Source organism: Pseudomonas sp. CP4 (genome assembly GCF_047758505.1).
Classification (GTDB): Bacteria; Pseudomonadota; Gammaproteobacteria; order Pseudomonadales; family Pseudomonadaceae; genus Aquipseudomonas; species Aquipseudomonas fluorescens_AO.
Genome location: NZ_CP180489.1, coordinates 670,569 through 688,051 on the forward strand (window position 1 = coordinate 670,569; position 17,483 = coordinate 688,051).

At 60.1% G+C, this 17,483-nt stretch carries 13 protein-coding genes; 3 read left to right on the top strand and 10 right to left on the bottom strand.

Features of this window, described 5'->3' with window-relative positions:
* The first annotated feature begins 4 nt into the window (after positions 1-4).
* Positions 5-1,192 (top strand): HlyD family type I secretion periplasmic adaptor subunit, encoded by a 1,188-nt coding sequence (locus tag ACMYUN_RS02720; RefSeq protein WP_415763946.1) that lies wholly within the window; start codon positions 5-7, stop codon positions 1,190-1,192.
* Here the strand turns inward: ACMYUN_RS02720 and ACMYUN_RS02725 are convergent, their stop codons facing one another.
* Together ACMYUN_RS02725 and ACMYUN_RS02730 are read right to left on the bottom strand one after the other, a co-directional pair.
* Positions 1,193-1,672, bottom strand: a complete 480-nt coding sequence (locus ACMYUN_RS02725; RefSeq protein ID WP_129998515.1) for a trypsin-like peptidase domain-containing protein — start codon at positions 1,670-1,672, stop codon at positions 1,193-1,195. It abuts the gene before it with no gap.
* Between the two features lie 355 nt (positions 1,673-2,027).
* Positions 2,028-3,917, bottom strand: coding sequence for a sigma-54-dependent Fis family transcriptional regulator (locus ACMYUN_RS02730; protein ID WP_415762738.1), 1,890 nt, complete (start codon positions 3,915-3,917; stop codon positions 2,028-2,030).
* 245 nt (positions 3,918-4,162) lie between these two features.
* On the opposite strand from ACMYUN_RS02730, the gene ACMYUN_RS02735 reads away from it, so the two are divergent.
* Both ACMYUN_RS02735 and ACMYUN_RS02740 read left to right on the top strand, forming a co-directional pair.
* On the top strand, positions 4,163-5,986 hold the full coding sequence (locus tag ACMYUN_RS02735; RefSeq protein ID WP_415762740.1) for an NAD(P)-binding domain-containing protein: 1,824 nt from the start codon (positions 4,163-4,165) through the stop codon (positions 5,984-5,986).
* A 114-nt stretch (positions 5,987-6,100) separates the two neighbouring features.
* Positions 6,101-7,117 carry an NAD(P)-dependent oxidoreductase gene (locus tag ACMYUN_RS02740; RefSeq protein WP_415762742.1) on the top strand — a complete coding sequence of 339 codons (1,017 nt, stop codon included), beginning with the start codon at positions 6,101-6,103 and terminating at the stop codon, positions 7,115-7,117.
* A 31-nt stretch (positions 7,118-7,148) separates the two neighbouring features.
* Here ACMYUN_RS02740 and ACMYUN_RS02745 read toward each other — a convergent pair whose 3' ends face one another.
* From ACMYUN_RS02745 to ACMYUN_RS02780, 8 genes are all read right to left on the bottom strand, one after another.
* Entirely contained in the window at positions 7,149-7,478 is a 330-nt protein-coding gene (locus ACMYUN_RS02745; RefSeq protein ID WP_415762743.1) for an alpha/beta fold hydrolase, read from the bottom strand.
* 194 nt (positions 7,479-7,672) lie between these two features.
* On the bottom strand, positions 7,673-8,701 hold the full coding sequence (locus ACMYUN_RS02750; protein ID WP_415762744.1) for a chemotaxis protein CheB: 1,029 nt from the start codon (positions 8,699-8,701) through the stop codon (positions 7,673-7,675).
* Between the two features lie 226 nt (positions 8,702-8,927).
* Positions 8,928-10,103: an ATP-binding protein gene (locus ACMYUN_RS02755; protein ID WP_415762745.1), complete on the bottom strand. Its 1,176-nt coding sequence runs from the start codon at positions 10,101-10,103 to the stop codon at positions 8,928-8,930.
* Positions 10,093-10,911 (bottom strand): alpha/beta fold hydrolase, encoded by an 819-nt coding sequence (locus tag ACMYUN_RS02760; RefSeq protein WP_310405137.1) that lies wholly within the window; start codon positions 10,909-10,911, stop codon positions 10,093-10,095. The genes ACMYUN_RS02755 and ACMYUN_RS02760 overlap by 11 nt, the downstream gene beginning before the upstream one ends.
* Positions 10,912-11,053: 142 nt before the next feature.
* Positions 11,054-14,122, bottom strand: coding sequence for an efflux RND transporter permease subunit (locus ACMYUN_RS02765; RefSeq protein WP_415762746.1), 3,069 nt, complete (start codon positions 14,120-14,122; stop codon positions 11,054-11,056).
* A complete protein-coding gene (locus ACMYUN_RS02770; protein WP_415762747.1) occupies positions 14,119-15,228 on the bottom strand; it encodes an efflux RND transporter periplasmic adaptor subunit in 1,110 nt (369 codons plus the stop codon). Before ACMYUN_RS02770 ends, ACMYUN_RS02765 begins: the two co-directional genes overlap by 4 nt.
* Before the next feature lie 100 nt (positions 15,229-15,328).
* The gene (locus tag ACMYUN_RS02775; RefSeq protein WP_415762748.1) at positions 15,329-16,600 is read right to left on the bottom strand and encodes an OmpP1/FadL family transporter; all 1,272 of its coding nucleotides are present in this window, start codon (positions 16,598-16,600) and stop codon (positions 15,329-15,331) included.
* A 167-nt stretch (positions 16,601-16,767) separates the two neighbouring features.
* Complete coding sequence (locus tag ACMYUN_RS02780) at positions 16,768-17,394, bottom strand: TetR/AcrR family transcriptional regulator (RefSeq protein WP_415762749.1); 627 nt, start codon at positions 17,392-17,394, stop codon at positions 16,768-16,770.
* Positions 17,395-17,483 lie beyond the last annotated feature (89 nt).

The following is a 17,483-nucleotide window of genomic DNA, read 5'->3' on the forward strand; positions in this document are numbered from 1 at the left end:
GCCGATGATGACCGACGTGCCGGACCCGATGTCCTACCTCGACGGCCGCGATGAGCGCGCAATTGCCGGTGGTGCAAAAGTGATCTGGGGTTGCGCGCTGATGCTCGCCTGTTTCATTGCCTGGGCGGCGTGGTTTGAGATCGTCGAAGTCTCGACCGGTACCGGCAAAGTGGTGCCCAGCTCGCGCGAGCAGGTGATTCAGTCGATGGAGGGCGGCATTCTCGAACAGCTCAACGTCAGCGAAGGCGCTTTGGTCGAGCGCGGGCAGATTCTCGCGCAACTGGACCCGGTGAAGAACCAGTCCAACGTCGGCGAAAGCGCGGCCAAGTACCGTGCAGCGCTGGCCAGCGTCAACCGCTTGCAGGCCGAGGTCAGCGAAAAGCCCCTGACTTTCGACGCATCGCTGCAGGAATTTCCCGAGTTGATCCGCGCCGAAACCGAGCTCTATCAGACCCGGCGCAAAGGTCTGGCGGAAACCCTCGACGGCATTCAAAGCTCGCTGAAACTGGTGCGCAGCGAACTGGCGATCACTGAAAATCTGGCGAAGATCGGTGCCTCGAGCCGGGTCGAAGTGCTGCGCCTGACCCGTCAGCGCTCGGAGCTGGAATTGAAGGCCACCGAGGCGCGTTCCGATTACATGGTCCGCGCCCGCGAAGACCTGGCCAAGGCCAACGCCGAAGCGCAGATGCTCGAAGCGGTAATCCGTGGTCGCACCGATTCACTGTCGCGTCTGACCCTGCGCTCGCCGGTGCGCGGCATCGTCAAGGACATCGAGGTCAGCACGATTGGCGGCGTCATTGCACCCAACGGCCAGGTCATGCAGATCGTGCCGCTGGATGAACAACTGCTGATCGAGACGCGTATCTCGCCGCGCGACATCGCCTTCATTCACCCGGGCCAGGCGGCGAAAGTGAAAATCACCGCCTATGACTATTCGATCTACGGCAGCCTCGACGGCGAAGTGGTGACGATCTCGCCGGACACGATTCAGGACGAAGCCAAGCCGGAAATCTTCTACTACCGCGTGTTCATCCGCACCGCGTCGGATGAACTGCGCAACAAGGCCGGCAAACGCTTCGCCATCGTGCCCGGGATGATCGCCACGGTGGACATCCGCACCGGCGAAAAAACCGTGCTGGACTACCTGATCAAACCGCTCAACCGCGCCCGCGAAGCGTTGCGCGAACGTTGATCAGCGGCTGGCCAGTTTGGTCGCCGGTGGCGCTGTCGGGGTGATGCTGGCCTGATAGCGCGACCACTCGCGATTGATCTCCGCGTACGGCAAAAAGATGCTTACGCGCGGTTGATCGAGCAAGTCCTTGCGCTTGAGGCGGCTGACGTCGTCACGGGTGAGGAACGCCACGTTGATGCCGACCACTTTGCCATCGGCGGAAAACACCGGCCCGCCGGACATGCCTTTGGCCAGTGCGCCATTGTGGGTGCCGTAAAGCACGTTGCCCTCTTTGACGTCGAGGCGAACCATGGCCGGTAAAGCCTGGCCGGTGCCCTTGATTGACATGTACAGCGAATTGAATCCCACCGAAGTCAGCTCTTCGCCCGGCGTGTAGCCGCGCCACGCCGGCACACTACTGGCCTTGTGACGGAAGAACTGCACGTCTGCCTGCCCCTGGAAAACCGTGCCCGACAAGTAAGGAATGTGCTTCACCGTCACGGCAAAATCCTCATTCCATTGCACAGCCGAACCCATCAGCAAGTAAGGCAAAGGCGCGCCGGAGTGAACGACAAAGGCTTGGTCTAAAACAGGATCCTGAACAAAAGCGACTGGCATTCCATTGCACCCGCTGAGCAGCAACGACGCTGCAACAAGTGACTTGAGGGGGCGCATTTTCGGTACATCTTGAAGTGAGGGAAGGTGCTGCAATATGTCATTGCGCCATCACTTCTAGCAATAGCCTGAGCCTACCGCTTGTCGGCATGCGATATAGTGAATCAATGATTGGATCCAAGCAATTTCCCGGCAATGCGCGCGATCAACAGCGAATGGACGCAAATGATCGCGATTGTCTTCAAACAGGTCGAATGATTCCATGCTGACGCAGTTTGCGATACAGCGTATTGCGGCTGATGCCCAGACGACTGGCAACACGCGCGACATGCCAGTGCTCCGCCTCAATCAAGCTCAGCAACGTCTGGCGTTCGGATACGCCCAGTGGATCGTCAACAGGTTGGTCGTGACTTGCTGGCAGTAACTCCTGCACATCCTCCAGCGTGATCCGCCCGTCCACCGCTAACGCTACCAACGTCCGCAAACAGGTGCGCATTTGCCGGACGTTGCCCGGCCAGGGCTGCGCCAGCAAGTGCTCTCGAACTCCCGCTTCCAGCCGCACATTGGCGCCCGCCATTTCTTCGCGCAGCAACAGGTCAAGCAGACGGCCCTTGTCGGAACGCTCGCGCAGCGGCGGCAGTTCCACGGCGAAACCGCCAATGCGATAAAACAGATCTTCGCGCAGGCGTCCGTCAGCCACGCAGGCTTGCAGATTCTGGTGGCTGGCGCTGATCAAACGGACATCGAGCGCGCGTGGCGTTGCGCTGCCCAGCGGCACAACCTGGCGCTCTTCGAGCACCCGCAGCAAGCGTGTCTGGAGCGCGAGGGGCATGTCGCCGATTTCGTCGAGAAACAGAATGCCGCCATGGGCCTGCTCGAGCTTGCCGACCATGCCGTCCTTGCGTGCGCCGGTGAAGCTGCCGCCGCGATAGCCGAACAGCTCGCTCTCGATCAGCGTTTCAGGAATGGCCGCGCAGTTGATCGCGATAAACGGCTGGCCTGCACGGGAGCTGGCGCGGTGCAGCGCTGCCGCAAAAGCTTCCTTGCCGGTGCCGGTTTCACCCTGCAGAAACACCGGCACGTCACGTTCGAGTACACGCAACGCGCGGGCGAATCCGCGTTGCAGGCGCGGGTCTTCCAGGCACACGCGCTCGTCACTGATGTTTGCGATGGCCGGGATGGTCAACGGCACCGAGCGAATCGGTTCACGCAACTGGCCATAGAACAGGCGCCCATCTATCAGCCGCATCGGCCAGCAGACGTGTGCCTGAGCACTGGCCTGATCGAGCAACCGCTCCATCGGCGTTTCCAGCAGCAGGGTCAGCGACTGCCCGACCATTTGCTCGCGGCTCAGGCCCAGCAGATCCAGCGCCGCCGCATTCACCGAACAGATCCGCGCACTCTCGTCGAAGCTGAGCAGGCCTTCACCCAGCAGTCCGACAAACCCGGCATCCGGATGAAACCGCAGCAAATAGCGCTGCGGATCGTGGCCAAGGAAAAAACAGCTCTCGATCAACCTGGCCGACAGATTGGTCAGGGCCATGGCCTTGAAGCGTTGCTCAAGGCTGCTCTCCTCGCGCACCGAAGACAGGTTGAGCACCGCGAGCAACTCGCCGCTGGCGTCGAATATCGGGCTGGCCGAACAGGTCAGGCCGACGTGCTTGCCACGGAAATGCTCGTCGCGGCGAATGGTCACGTGCTGGCGCTCGACCAGGCAGGTGCCGACACCGTTGGTGCCCTCGTGCTCCTCGCTCCAGACCGAGCCGAGCCACAGCCCGGAGCGCTGGAATTCACCGCGTTCAGCCTCATTGAACACGCTGTCGATCGCCACGCCGCGTGCATCGGTGAGCAGCACGACATGGCCGTCACGCCCCAGTTGCTGGTGCAGGCTGTTCATCTGCCAGTGGGCGACGGAAATGATGTGTTCCAGCGGCGCACGGTGTTCGCGCAAGCGTGCCTGTTCAAGCACATCCGGCGCGCGGCGGCTGGCCGGATCGAGCTGGTATTGATCCAGGCAACGCCGCCATGAGCGAGTGATCGCCAGGTCTGCCGCCGCGCCGGGACTGGCTACAGTGCCCTGCACGGCTTGCAGCACCTGGCGTGCGTGGGCGTTGATCGAGGCCGGTTTCATTGTTGTTGTGCTCCGCTTCGGTGAAGACACGGTCTGTCCGCAGCTTAGATGAAAAGCTCGCCGCGAGGGAATCTCGCGCCGAGTGACACAGTGTCATCCTCGATTCCCGAATTCGTGACAGGGCGCCCTCTGCACCTCGCTCCGATTTTTGCATCAGACGCTCTGGCCAGCGCCTTTCAAAGAGCTGGCCCAAGCCTTGCTCTGGTGCCATGGCTTACCAAAACAACAAGATCGGGAGTGGCCCCATGAACATCGCTATCGAAACCCCTTTGCAAACGCCAACAGCGCAACTTGCCGCTTGGGTCGAACGCCTCGGCGAACGTCTGGCGCAACGAGATGTGGACGGCACGCTGGAGCTGTTTGCCGAAGAATGCCACTGGCGTGACTTGCTGCTGTTCAGCTGGAACCTCGTCACGCTGGAAGGCAAACCGGCGATTCGCGACATGCTCGAAACACGCCTTGAGCAGACCCGGCCCGAGCGCTGGCAACTCGAAGGTGAAGCCACGCTCAGCGACGGCGTGCTCGAAGGCTGGATGAGCCTGGAAACCGACATGGCGCGCGGCAAAGGCTACGTGCGCCTGAAGGACGGTTTGTGCTGGACGCTGCTGACCACCATGCGCGAACTCAAAGGCTTCGAAGAACCCAGCGGCCGCCGCCGGCCAATCGGCGCCAGTCACGGCCATGCCCACGCCGACAAGCGCAACTGGCTGGAGCGCCGCCGCGATGAAGAAGCGGCGCTGGGCATCACCACGCAACCGTACTGTCTGATCGTCGGCGGCGGTCAGGGCGGGCTCGGCCTCGGCGCGAGGCTTAAACGCATGGGCGTACCGACGCTGATCATCGACAAGGCCGAGCGCCCCGGCGATCAATGGCGCGGCCGCTACAAGTCTTTGTGCCTGCACGACCCGGTCTGGTACGACCACATGCCCTACCTGCCCTTCCCCGACCACTGGCCGGTGTTCACCCCGAAAGACCAGATCGGCGACTGGCTGGAGATGTACACCAAGGTCATGGAACTCAACTACTGGCCGCGCACTGAATGCCTCGGCGCTACGTTTGACGAACAGACTGGCCGCTGGACCGTGGAGGTCCTGCGCAACGGCGAGCGCATCACCCTGCAGCCGACGCAACTGATCCTCGCCACCGGCATGTCTGGGGTACCGAATGTGCCGGTGTATCCCGGCGCCGAAGACTTCAAGGGCCAGCAACATCACTCCAGCCGCCACCCCGGCGGCGATGCGTGGAAAGGCAAGCGCGCTGTGGTCATCGGCGCGAACAACTCGGCCCACGACATCTGCGCCGATCTGGTGGAAAACGGCACCGAGGTGACCATGGTGCAACGTTCGAGTACGCACATCGTGCGTTCGGACAGCCTGATGGAACTGGTTTTCGGCGGCCTCTATTCCGAAGAGGCGCTGGAGTCGGGCCTGACCACGGACAAGGCCGACCTGCTGTTCGCCTCGATTCCGTACAAGGTCATGCCACAGTTTCATCGGCCGGTCTTCGACGCGATCAAGGAGCGCGACAAGGACTTCTATGAACGCCTGACCCGTGCGGGTTTCATCCTCGATTTCGGCGATGACGAATCGGGTTTGTTCATGAAATACGTACGCCGTGGCTCGGGTTACTACATCGACGTCGGCGCCTCGGAACTGATCGCCAACGGCACGATCAAGCTCAAGAGCGCGCCGGGCCTCGGTGTCGAACGCATCGAAGCGGATGCGGTGGTGCTCACCGATGGCAGCCGCTTGCCGGCCGATCTCATCGTTTATGCGACAGGTTATGGCTCGATGAACGGCTGGGCGGCGAAACTGATTTCCCAGCAAGTCGCGGACAAGGTCGGGCGCTGCTGGGGCCTGGGTTCCGGCACCACCAACGACCCCGGCCCGTATGAAGGTGAACTGCGCAACATGTGGAAACCGACCCAGCAGCAGAACCTCTGGTTTCACGGCGGCAACCTGCATCAGTCACGGCACTATTCGCTGTACTTGGCGTTGCAGTTGAAGGCTCGTTTCGAAGGCCTCGACACCGATGTTTATCGCCTTGCAGAGCGGCATCATCTGGGCTGATTCCGCAAGTGGTCGTTCGTCGGTGCGCCGGCCAGGCGCACCGGCGAACTGGAAAGTGCGTGCTAGGGTGTCTAGCCAGAGCACCTTTCAAACCAGGAAAAATGCGGAGGATTCATGCCACTTCATCCCATCCTGTTCATGGGCGGTTCCGGCGCCATCGGCCACCAGACGGCCCGCGCATTGCGCGCGGCGCATCCCGACGTACCCTTGCTGATCGGCGGACGCGACCTCGCCAAGGCTGAGCAAACCGCCGAGCACATCGGCAATGCCCAAGGTGTGGTCATCGATGCTCGCGCAGAAGATCTGGGGCTGGGTGATCGCCCGGTCAGCGCCATCGTCCTGTTCTACATGGACCACGCCCTCGCCGGGCTGCGCTTTGCGCAAAAGCGTAAGGTGCCGCACCTGAGCATCTCTTCCGGCGTGTTCGAAATCGCCCCGCAAATCGCCAGTTTCATTCACGCGCCTGACGCGTCTCCCATTGTCCTCGGCTACGAATGGATGGTCGGCGCCACCACAGTTGCGACGCTGCACATCGCCAAGGCATTCGCCCGCGTGCACGACATCCGCATTCATGCACTGGTCGACGAACAGGACGGCGGCGGCCCGACCGTAGCCGTCGATTTCGAACACCTGAACAAGATGCTGCCCGCTGCGCTGACCCGCCGCGACGGCAAATTCATCTGGCGCGAAGGCGACGACGCCAAGGTCAGCTTCCGCGCCGTCGACGGTACGACCCTGCAGGGCGCCGGCTTTTCCTCGATCGACGTCACCGGCCTGGCCGCCGCCACCGACGCCCCGAACGTCGAGTTCAACCTCGCCAGCGGCATCAGCTCGACCCGGCGTCAGGGCCAGCCGATGTCGACGGAAATCCTCATCGAACTCGAAGGCACGGATCGCGATGGACAGCCGTTGCGCACACGGCATGCGGTGGTTCACCGCGCGGGTGCGGCGGCGTTGACCGGGCTCAGTGTGGCCATGTTGCTGGAGCGATTGGTTGGGCTGAATGGGCAAGCGCCTGTAAGGCCGGGGCTGTATTTCCCGTATCAGTTGCTGGATGCCCGAGTTTTTTTGCAGCGATTGAGAGACGACGGCGGTGAGTTGATTGAGCTGGACGGGGATGTGAATGGATAAAAAATACACGTCAAAAATGGCGGTTGAAAGTTCACAAGTGGTTGGCGATCTGGAAGCGGCTTGCACTTAGAGACGCATCCTGTTCTTCGTCTTGATGTCGGCCAAGGAAAGCAAGCATCAGCTCGGCAGTTCGCCGAGCGCTGGTCACCACAAAAAAATGCCCCTCCCCCTTCAGCACGCGCAGTTCGGCTTGTGGAATCGAACGTCGCAGAATGTGCGCGTTGTACGGCTGTACCAAGGTGTCACGGTCGCCGATAAGAATGAGCGTGTGCGCGCGCAAACGGGATAGCCGCAGCAGGCTGGTCCAACCTGCCAAAGCGGCTAGCTGGTGGTAATAAGTTCGCGGGTTGACGCTAAGCATGCCCCTGGCAACACCGAAGCGGCAGGGCATCGAATGTTCTGATCAGACCACCCAAACCGTTAAGCAGCAGTAACGGCGGGCCCTCGCCGGAGATTGAGACGTTTACCTGCAAATCCTTGACGGTCAGCTTTCGGATCGGCATGAGAAAGTTCCTACCTCGCTACTTTGACCGGAGTAAATGCCCACCGGCAGCTTTAGATTTGGCTTGTCAGTGAAACCGGTCGTAACGATGCGATCAATGCTCGAAGCGTCTCCTTGTGACTTTCGAGCCCCTGACTTGCGAGTTCGTATTCTTGTAACGCGCCAATGCGGCCGCGATCCTTGCTGCTTTGAATCAGCCGCCCCAGGAGTAACTGTTTTTCATGCAGGGCTCTAACGGCCACCCAGAGCGCTTCCTCCAACGTCTCATTCTGGGCGTGAAATAACGCGGCGGCGGTGTAGGCATGACCGGTATGGCAGCGAAAGCGTGGTGAGGACGCCTCTACCTCCCACAGCGCGCCTCCGCATTCAGGACAAGACATGCCAGCGATTTCACCTATCTCGTCCAGCGCTCTGGAGCCGCCTTTGCTGAAATCCTCGGTGAGATCATTTTCAGTGGCGAACGGCTCGATGCGTTGTGCCTCCCCAGGGAGGTTCGCCTCGGCTGCACGCTGTTCGATGATCTGTACCAGTCTCTTGCCCAATTCTCTGAGCGGAAGGCATCCGTCCACATTCACATGACGAAGAGCGCTCGACGGCATTGACGGTGCTTCGGCAGTCTCGGGATCTTGCACAAAAGCCAGTCCGCCATAGGCCTTGATTGCCTGAAGCCCGACTACACCGTCATCAAGATCACCGGTCATCAACACCCCTATGGCATTGCTTGCGTAGCTGATGGCCGCCGATCTGAACATCGGGTCAATTGCAGGCCGAGAGTGGTTTTCCCTGGCACTGCGAGAAACCTGAATAATTCCTTTTTTGACCAGTAGATGCTTGTCCGGAGGCGCAACGTAGATACGCCCCGGCTGTATCTGCTCCTCATGCACCGCGAAGGCGACAGGTAATGGGCTCACCTGGGCCAGCAGGTTTGGGAGAACGCTAGGTTGATTTCCGATGTGCATTGTGACGAACACGGCCGCATGCAAATCGGACGAAAGCTCGGCTACAAATTCACGCAACGCAGCGAGACCGCCGCTGGAAGTGCCGATAACGATGACTGGGTAATTGTGGCTTTCTTGCTGCATGGATCAATCCCGGGTTGCGCGCTGACGCATGCACCTACATACCTCAGCGCCCCCATCCAGCCATGTGAATGAGTGTTTTGTCTGTGTTCGCCGTCAAGCGATAACCTCTCCTTCGTGTTGATAGGTATTTCGCTGGGAAGGTTCGAAAAAACCGCCATGTTTGTTCTTGATCAAAGGAATTGGCTTGTGTTCCAGGCACCCGTAAAGGCTGATGTGTGGAGCCTGATCAGTTTGCTTGAGCAGGAAAATTCACCGTAAACGTAGTGCCGTCATCAGCCGTCGAGTGCACGGAGATATCGCCTGCATGGGCAGTAACGATTTCCCGGACGATGAAGAGACCAAGCCCGACGCTGCGAACGTGATCATCCTGGTCTGAGCCACGGGTCATGGGCTCGAAAAGCTTCGCCCGAGCTGACTCGGCAATCGCAGGGCCGAAGTTGTGAACCGAAATGCTTGCCCGGTTGGCATCAAGCGTGGAAATTACAGTAATCGGCCTTTTCTGGTCGCCGTAGGCCGCACTGTTGGCGACCAGGTTACCGATGATCTGTTGCATGCGATCAGCGTCGAGTTCGACATCTCCCCGCCCAATCGATTGATGCTCGATAGCGACATCTGGAAAAGCCACCCTTAGCTCTGCGACACTCTGAGCAACCACAGAATGCAAATCGATGACCGTGGGCGAAACGGATAGCCCTCGGCCGACTCTGGCCGAAGCGAAATCGAGCAGATCAGATATCATTCGATGCGCTCGATCCGTTGAGCTGCCGATGTGGCTCAGCATCAGCTTTTCCCTCCCTTCAGGCATTTTCCGACCGAGCATCTCTGCCGCCATTTTGATAGCCGTCAGCGGGTTCTTGAGGTCATGGCTGACAATGGCAACCATTTGCTCAGCAAATAGCGCCCGACGCTGCGCTTTTTCATAAGCTTCTTTCAGCTCCATCTGCGCCTGCGACAATGCTGTTTCAGCGGCCACCTTATTCGCCAGAAGCCCTTCAGCCAGTTGCCGGGCTTTCAATAGCTCACGTTCGTACTTGTCCCGGTCGGTGGTGCAGAACAATGCCAACTGATAGACAACGCCAGACTCGTGCTGCTGACGAACGCCATTGAGCAACATGGGGATCAAGGCCTTGTCACGACGCACCAGATCCAATTTCACCTCCGACACCGAGCCCTGCATTTGTATCAGCGGAGACCAATGAGTCTGGTGAAAAATCCGTCCGCCCATGGTGAGCAAATCCTGAAAGCGCCGGCCTTGCAGATCGGGGTTTTCCCAACCGATCCAGGTACAGAAAGTCTTATTCGCACGCAGGATGCTGCCGTCTTCGCGGGTGACGATCAGGCCGCATGGCGCGTCGTCAAAAAGCGCCTGAGGATCGGGAATCAGGGAGGTTTCAGCGACCATCTGCGTCTTTCGTCCAAGGCAGAAGAAAGCGGTCCATGGCTTGCGAGCACGCGCTGGGCACACTCATGTGCGGACAATGACCAACATTGGTGACCAGACAGAGGGTGCTGTTGGGCAGGCTCTGGTGCAGGTACTCACCTACGGCGACCGGAGCGATGATGTCATCGGTGGACTGCAATATCAGAGTCGGCGTGTCCAGACCGACGACGTCATCGCGGTTATCCGACATGAATGTCACCCGCGCGAACTGCTTGGCGATTTCCGGATCAGTCCGGCAAAAACTGTTCGTCAGCGTCTCACCAAGCGCCGGTTGGCCGGGAGCACCCATGATGACGGGGGCCATCGTGCTCGACCAGCCGAGATAATTGCTGTCGAGGGTATCCAGCAGAGAGTTGATGTCTTCGAGTGTGAATCCCCCGACGTAACCCCCGGAGTCGACATAGCAAGGAGACGGGCCAATCATCACATGAGCTGCGATACGACCCCGATGCGCTCTGTCAGTCAATGCGCCGATCATGGCACTGACGGAGTGACCGACGACGATGACCGGGCCGACAGCGAACTCATCGATGATTTCAGCCAGATCTTGCGCGTAGCCTTCCAGTGAACTGTATTTCTGCGGGTCATAAGCCGTGAGATCAGACTGTCCGGCACCGACAAGGTCATAAAGGACGACCCTGAAGCGATCGGTAAAATGCTCCACGAGGTAACACCACATGGTTTGATCGCAGCCAAACCCGTGGGAGAAGACCAACGTTGCCGAGCCATCGCCTACTACGTTCACGTTATTGCGATGCTGGACAGACATGCTGGACGCTCCGAATCACCCGAAGGATTTTCAGGTGCAGCGCGCAGTGTAGACAGCTGCGCGCTGCACGTCACCGTCAAGGGCTTGCCCAGCACGAAAGTTCAGATTCAAACCTTCTTCATACGGACCTTCGACAGCCCCGCTACTGCTGTTTGTTCTCAGGCCGAATCCTGAACCAGATCGCGTACATCGCCGGCAGAAACACCAGCGTGATAATCGTGCCAACAAACGTGCCGCCGATCAGCGTGTAGGCCAGCGTGCCCCAGAACACCGAGTGGGTCAGCGGAATGAACGCGAGAATCGCTGCAAGCGCGGTCAATAACACCGGGCGCGCCCGTTGCACTGTCGCTTCGACTACGGCATGGAACGGCGCCAACCCATCCTGCTCGTTGTGATGAATCTGCCCGATCAGGATCAATGTGTTGCGCATCAGAATCCCCGACAGCGCAATCAACCCGACCAGCGCATTGATGCCGAACGGCTGGTTGAAGATCAGCAGCGTCGGCACCACACCGATCAGGCCTAACGGCGAGGTAAGGAAGACCATGATCATCGCTGAGATCGAGCGTACCTGGACGATGATGATGAGCAGCGTCATGGCGATCATGATCGGCAACAACGGCAGAATCGCTTTGCCGGCCTTGCCGGATTCTTCGATGGCGCCCGCCTGTTCAATCCGGTAGCCGGAAGGCAGGTTTTCGACGATCGGCTGCAACTGCTGGATGATCGCGCCGGAAACGTCCGGTGGCTGCAAACCTTCGGCGATGTCGCCACGCACAGTGATGGTCGGCGTGCGATCGCGGCGGCGCAGGATCGGGTCTTCCATGCGCACTTCGACCTGGCCGATCTGCGACAGCGGGATGCGCTGCCCAGCTGCGCCGACCAGGGTGAAGCCTTCGATCTGCGCCGGATCCAGCCTGATATTGCCCGCCGCGCGGCCGACGACCTGGACGGAACGGATGTCCTCGCGAACCGCCGTGATCGGCACGCCACTGAGCAGAAACTGCAACTGCTGGGCGACTGCGCTGGACGTCAGCCCCACTGCCTGCAAACGGTCCTGATCCAGGTTGAAATGCAACGTCGGCGTCAGCGGCCCCCAGTCGGTGTTGACGGTTCTCATCATCGGGCTGTCCTGCATCACCGCCCTGACCTGCTCGGCGATGTCGCGCAATTTCGCCGGATCAGGCCCCATCACCCGATAGGCCACCGGAAATGGCGAATACGGGCCGAATACGATCTGCGTCGCCCGAACCCGCGCCTCTGGAGCAAGCCCTTCGGCGACCGCTTCGCGCAAACGCAACTTCAGAGTTTCACGGGCGTCCTGGCTGTCGGTCAGCACGACGATTTTGGCGAATGATGGATCCGGTAATTCCGGCGCCATTGCCAGGAAAAACCGTGGCGCACCCTGACCGATATAGGCGGTGACGATTTTGGCCTCTTCCTGCTTGTGCAGCCAGGCTTCGACTTTGGCCGCCGCGGCGCTGGTCTGCTCGATGGACGTGCCGTAGGGCATCTGCACTTCGATCATCACTTCCGGGCGGTCAGAGGTCGGAAAGAACTGTTTCTTCACCAGCCCCATGCCTGGGATCGCAACGGTGAACAACACGACAACCACGCCCGCCACCAGCCATTTGCGCGTAATCACCCACGCCAGAATCCGCCGAAAACGGTTGTAGCGCGGCGTATCGTATATCGCCGCATGCCCGCCTTCGACTTTCTTGATATCCGGCAACAGCTTCACGCCCAGGTACGGCGTGAAAACCACGGCGACGACCCACGACGCAATGAGCGCGATGCCGACAATCCAGAACATGTTGCTGGTGTATTCACCTGCCGTTGATTGCGCGAATCCGTTGGGCAAAAAGCCAATCGCCGTCACCAGCGTACCGGCCAGCATTGGCGCTGCGGTATGGCTCCAGGCATAAGCCGAGGCCTTGATGCGGTCGTAGCCCTCCTCCATTTTCACCACCATCATTTCAATGGCGATGATCGCGTCATCGACCAGCAAGCCGAGCGCCAGAATCAGCGAACCCAAGGTGATCCGGTCAAAGTTCTTGCCAGTGGCCGCCATCACCACAAACACGATCGCCAGGGTCAACGGCACTGCCGCTGCGACCACCACGCCGACACGCCAGCCCATGCTGAGAAAGCACACCAGCATGACCACCAGCAGCGCGACAAAAAACTTGACCATGAACTCGCCAACGGCCGAGTCGATATTCACTGCCTGATCGGTGACTTTCGACAGCGTCATGCCCAACGGCATTTCTTCGTTGATCCTGACTGTCTCGGCATCCAGCGCCTTCCCCAGATCTAGCCCGTTCCAGCCCTCGCGCATGATCACGCCAAGCAATAACGCTTCTTCGCCGTTGTTGCGCACCAGAAAGGTCGCGGGGTCTTCGTAGCCGCGCTCGACCGTCGCGACATCAGACAGCTTCAGGGTGCGTCCCTGCGCGACAACCGGCGTGTCACGGATTTTCTGCAACGTGTCGAACGCGCCGTCGACGCGCAAAAACACCTCTGGCCCTTGGGTTTCGACCGATCCGGCGGGCGTCAGCACGTTTTGATTGTTCAGCGCGGCGAAGATGTCCTGCGGCGACAAGCCCAGCGTCGCCAAGCGATCATGGGAAAACGAAACGAATATCCGCTCGGTCTGCTCACCAATGATGTTGACCTTTTTTACTCCCGGTACGTGCAACAGGCGTTGGCGTAAAGTCTCCGCGTCGCGCACCAGCAAGCGCTGCGGCTCGCCCTTGGCTTTCAAGGCGAAGAGCGCGAAGGTCACGTCGGAAAACTCGTCGTTGACCATCGGCCCCATGACACCCGCCGGCAGCTTGATCGCTTCGTCGTCGAGCTTTTTCCGTGCCTGATAAAACTCTTCCTGCACCTGCGATGGCGGTGTGCTGTCGAGCAACGAGACAACGGTAAATGCGAGACCCGGGCGGGTGTAGGTTTCCGAGCGGTCATACCACTTCAGTTCCTGCAAGCGTTTTTCGAGGGGTTCGGCGACCTGATCCTGCATCTCTTGCGCGGTCGCTCCCGGCCACGCGGTGATGACGGTCAGCTGCTTGACCGTGAACGGCGGATCTTCCGCCCGGCCCAATTTGAAGAACGACAGGACGCCGGCAACGGCGATCAGAAAAATCAGAAACACCGTGATCGCACGTTGGCGCACGGCGATAGCGGAAAGGTTGAACCGGTCCTCGCTCATGGACGACTCCCGGCAATCTGGCCGTCGTCGCGGGCAAGCAGGCGCACTTCTTCGCCATCACGCAGCAGATGCGCGCCCAGCGCGACAATCGGTTCACCGACGTTGAGCTGGCCAGCGACACGGGCCGATTCATCGCTCAAGCCCAGGACCTCGACCGGGCGCCAAGTCACTTTCGCCGGTGTGCCTGCGATCACCCACACACCGGGGCCCTCGCCTGCGTTGTAGATGGCGGCGATGGGCACTTTCAATGCCTGTCTTGGCGCAGAACCCTGGCCGATATCAAGGGTGACCGTCGAGCCGATTGGCGCATTGGCCAACCTGCCTTCGAGCACATAGCGCGCCTCAAACGTACGAGTGGTGCTGTCGGCCGAATCGGAAAGCAGACGCAGTTTTGCGCTGACGCCAGCCGACGTATCGCCATACAGTTTTGCCTGAGCGGTCGAGCCCGGCGCGGGGCGCAAGGTCTCGGGCAGATGGACGATGGCTTCCCGCTGACCGGCCCGCGCCAGCCGCACCACCGGTTGTCCCGGGCTGACGACTTGCCCGGGTTCGGCGAGGGTTTCCACCACCACGCCATCAGCGTCCGCCACCAGAACCGCGTAACCCGAGGCGTTGCGCGCTACGTCCGCTTGCGCCACAGCGGCATTGAGTTGCGCCCTGGCGGTGTCGGCCGCAGCTTTGAACTGATCGTAGGCCGATGCCGAAATAGCGCCGGCGGCGACGAGCTTGCGATTGCGCGCTTCGTCACCGGCAGTCTGTATGGCTCGGGCGCGAGCGGCGCTCACCGCTTCTTGTTGGGCTCGCGCCTGCAGGCCGAGGTCGATCGGATCGAGGCGCATCAGTGGCTGGCCGCGCTTGACCGTCTGACCGGTATCAACCAGACGCTCAAGCACCTTGCCAGAGACGCGAAAGCCCAGATCGCCCTGGGTGCGCGCAGCGACGACGCCGGTGAATGATCGTGTTCCATTTTCTGCCGGTTGCACCGCCACCGATCTGACAATCGGCGCCAAGGTACGTGGATCTTTTGCGCTGGAGGAATCCCCGCACGCCGTCAGGGCCAAGGGCAACAAACATACCGCGAGGGGGAAAGGTCGGAGCCGGCGCATGGAATTCCTTTACTGAAAATAGGATGATCATCATATTCTCAGCCTTGTGACCAATATCGTCAACAGTCACTATGTAGCCGGCCCGATTTTCGGCCCTGAATCAGAAGCGATAGCTGACAGAAGTGCCGAGTCCACTGGCGCTATTCTTGTATTTGGCGCTGTACGACCCTTTGCCTGCCGAGATGTCGTTGATCTCGACGCTCTCTTCCCAGAGATAGGAATAGGCGACGTCGATGGTGACATTCTCCGCTGGGGTCCAACCGGCACCGAGGCTGAACACCTTGCGATCGCCCGTGGGAATACGCGGTCCACGATTGGTGTTGTTCGCCGGCGATTGATCAACCGAGAACCCGGTACGCAGCACCCATTGGTTGTTCAACCGGTACGCCGCGCCGATGGCGTGCGCCCAGGTGTCATGCCAGTTCTGCTCTTCGCTGATCGTGCCCAACTGGGCGGCGAGCAATGGCGGCAATCCACTGTTTTCGATGGTCAGCTCTTTGAAGCGACTCCAGCGCGTCCAGGTGCTGCCGGCATACAGCGTCCAGTCGTTGTTCAGTTGATGGGTGACCGAGAAGTCCACGGATTCCGGGGTGTCGACGTCAAGCGACGCGTCATAGCTGCGACCGCTTACGCCGAGCACGTTGAAGATGCCATCGCTGAGTTTGCTTTTCGCGTCGAGGTGGTAACTGACTTTTGAGTGATAGGTCAGGCCCAGGCGGGTCTGCTCGGTGGCCTGCACCATGACCCCGGCGTTGAAGCCCAGCGCGGTATCGTCGCCAGTGCTTTTGACTTTGCCGTCGTTGCGCCCGGGGCTCAGCGGATTGGCGACCATCCCCGACAGCTCGCCGCTGATGCGGTTGATGGTCGGGCCGAAGCCGATCGACACCTTGTCGTTGAAGGCATAGCTGATCGTCGGCTGGAACGTCAGCGTGGTGACTTCGCTTTTGTTGGCGTAGTAGCGGCCGGCGAAACCACTGCCGTAGTCGGTGATCAGGCCAAACGGCACGTAAAACCCGACGCCGAACGCCCAATGCTCGTCGATCGGTTTGACGTAATAACCCATCGGCACCGTGGTGGTCGGCACCATGTCGCCGTCTTCCTTGCCGCCGAACGTGCTGCGGGTCTGGCTGATATCGGACTTCGCAAACAACGTCGCCTGCCCCACGCTGGCCTGCTCGCGCTTGAGCCGCGCCATGCCTGCCGGGTTGCCGAAAACGGTGCTGGCGTCTTCCGCCGAAGAAGAGCGACCGGCAAAACCCGATCCCATGCCGCTGACGCTTTGCTCATTGAGCGCAAAACCGCCCGCCAGAACGTTCGACGACGCAAGAACGACAGCCAGCCCCACCGGGTGCTTGAGCATTGTTTTTTTCATTGTGTGGACTCTATGGGTGTCTCGGAAATGGAATGACCAAACTGCGGCGCCATGTTATCCGAGTGACCATATCAGTCAACCGTCACTTCAGAGCATCGGAAACGTTGTTGCGTCAGGGACAGGATTGGTTTGGGGCGACTGATCCGACTCCTCGGATCAGCAGAGCGTCAAGGCATCAAGCTGCGCAAGATGAGGTTCGAAGTCAGCGTGGGCGCCACTTCAATGAAATCCAGGTTGTGTTGCAGCATCAGCGGATTGACGAAGGGCCGCAGGGCCAAGTGGATCGATTCGACGGTTTCATCCAGCGGCGTCCTGCGCTCGAACTCACCGGCCTCTCGCCCTTCACGGACAATGTCGGTAATAAAGCGCTTGATCTGCGCATCGTAACGCTGCGCACTCGGCCAGTTTTCGCCGGCGGCAAAGGCTGCGATGTCGTAAAGCTTGCGGTCGTTGAAGAACAGGTTCACACCCGTGGCGATCACGGTTTTTACCAAACGACGGAAGCGCTCGGTCGGCGTCAGGTCAGCTTCATTGATCGCCTGCTCGACCGCCGCCACGATCTGCCCCAGACAGTTCGCGCAGATGGCTTCGCCTATCGCCTGCTTGGAATCGAAGAATTTATAGATGTACGCCTTGGAGAAACCGATGGCCTTGGCCAGATCGGACACCGTGGTTTTGGCATAGCCGTACTGGCTGAAATGCTCGTTGGCCGCCGCGACAATCTGATCACGAATGTCGTGTTCGACGGGACCACGCGGGCCGGGGAAGGATGGGGAAACTGAAGTCTCATTCATGTCGGCAGCTTACTCACCCGCCCGCCGACTGACAACGTGTGACACATTTCAATACCACTATCCACCCACTGTGGGGGCGAGCCTGCTCG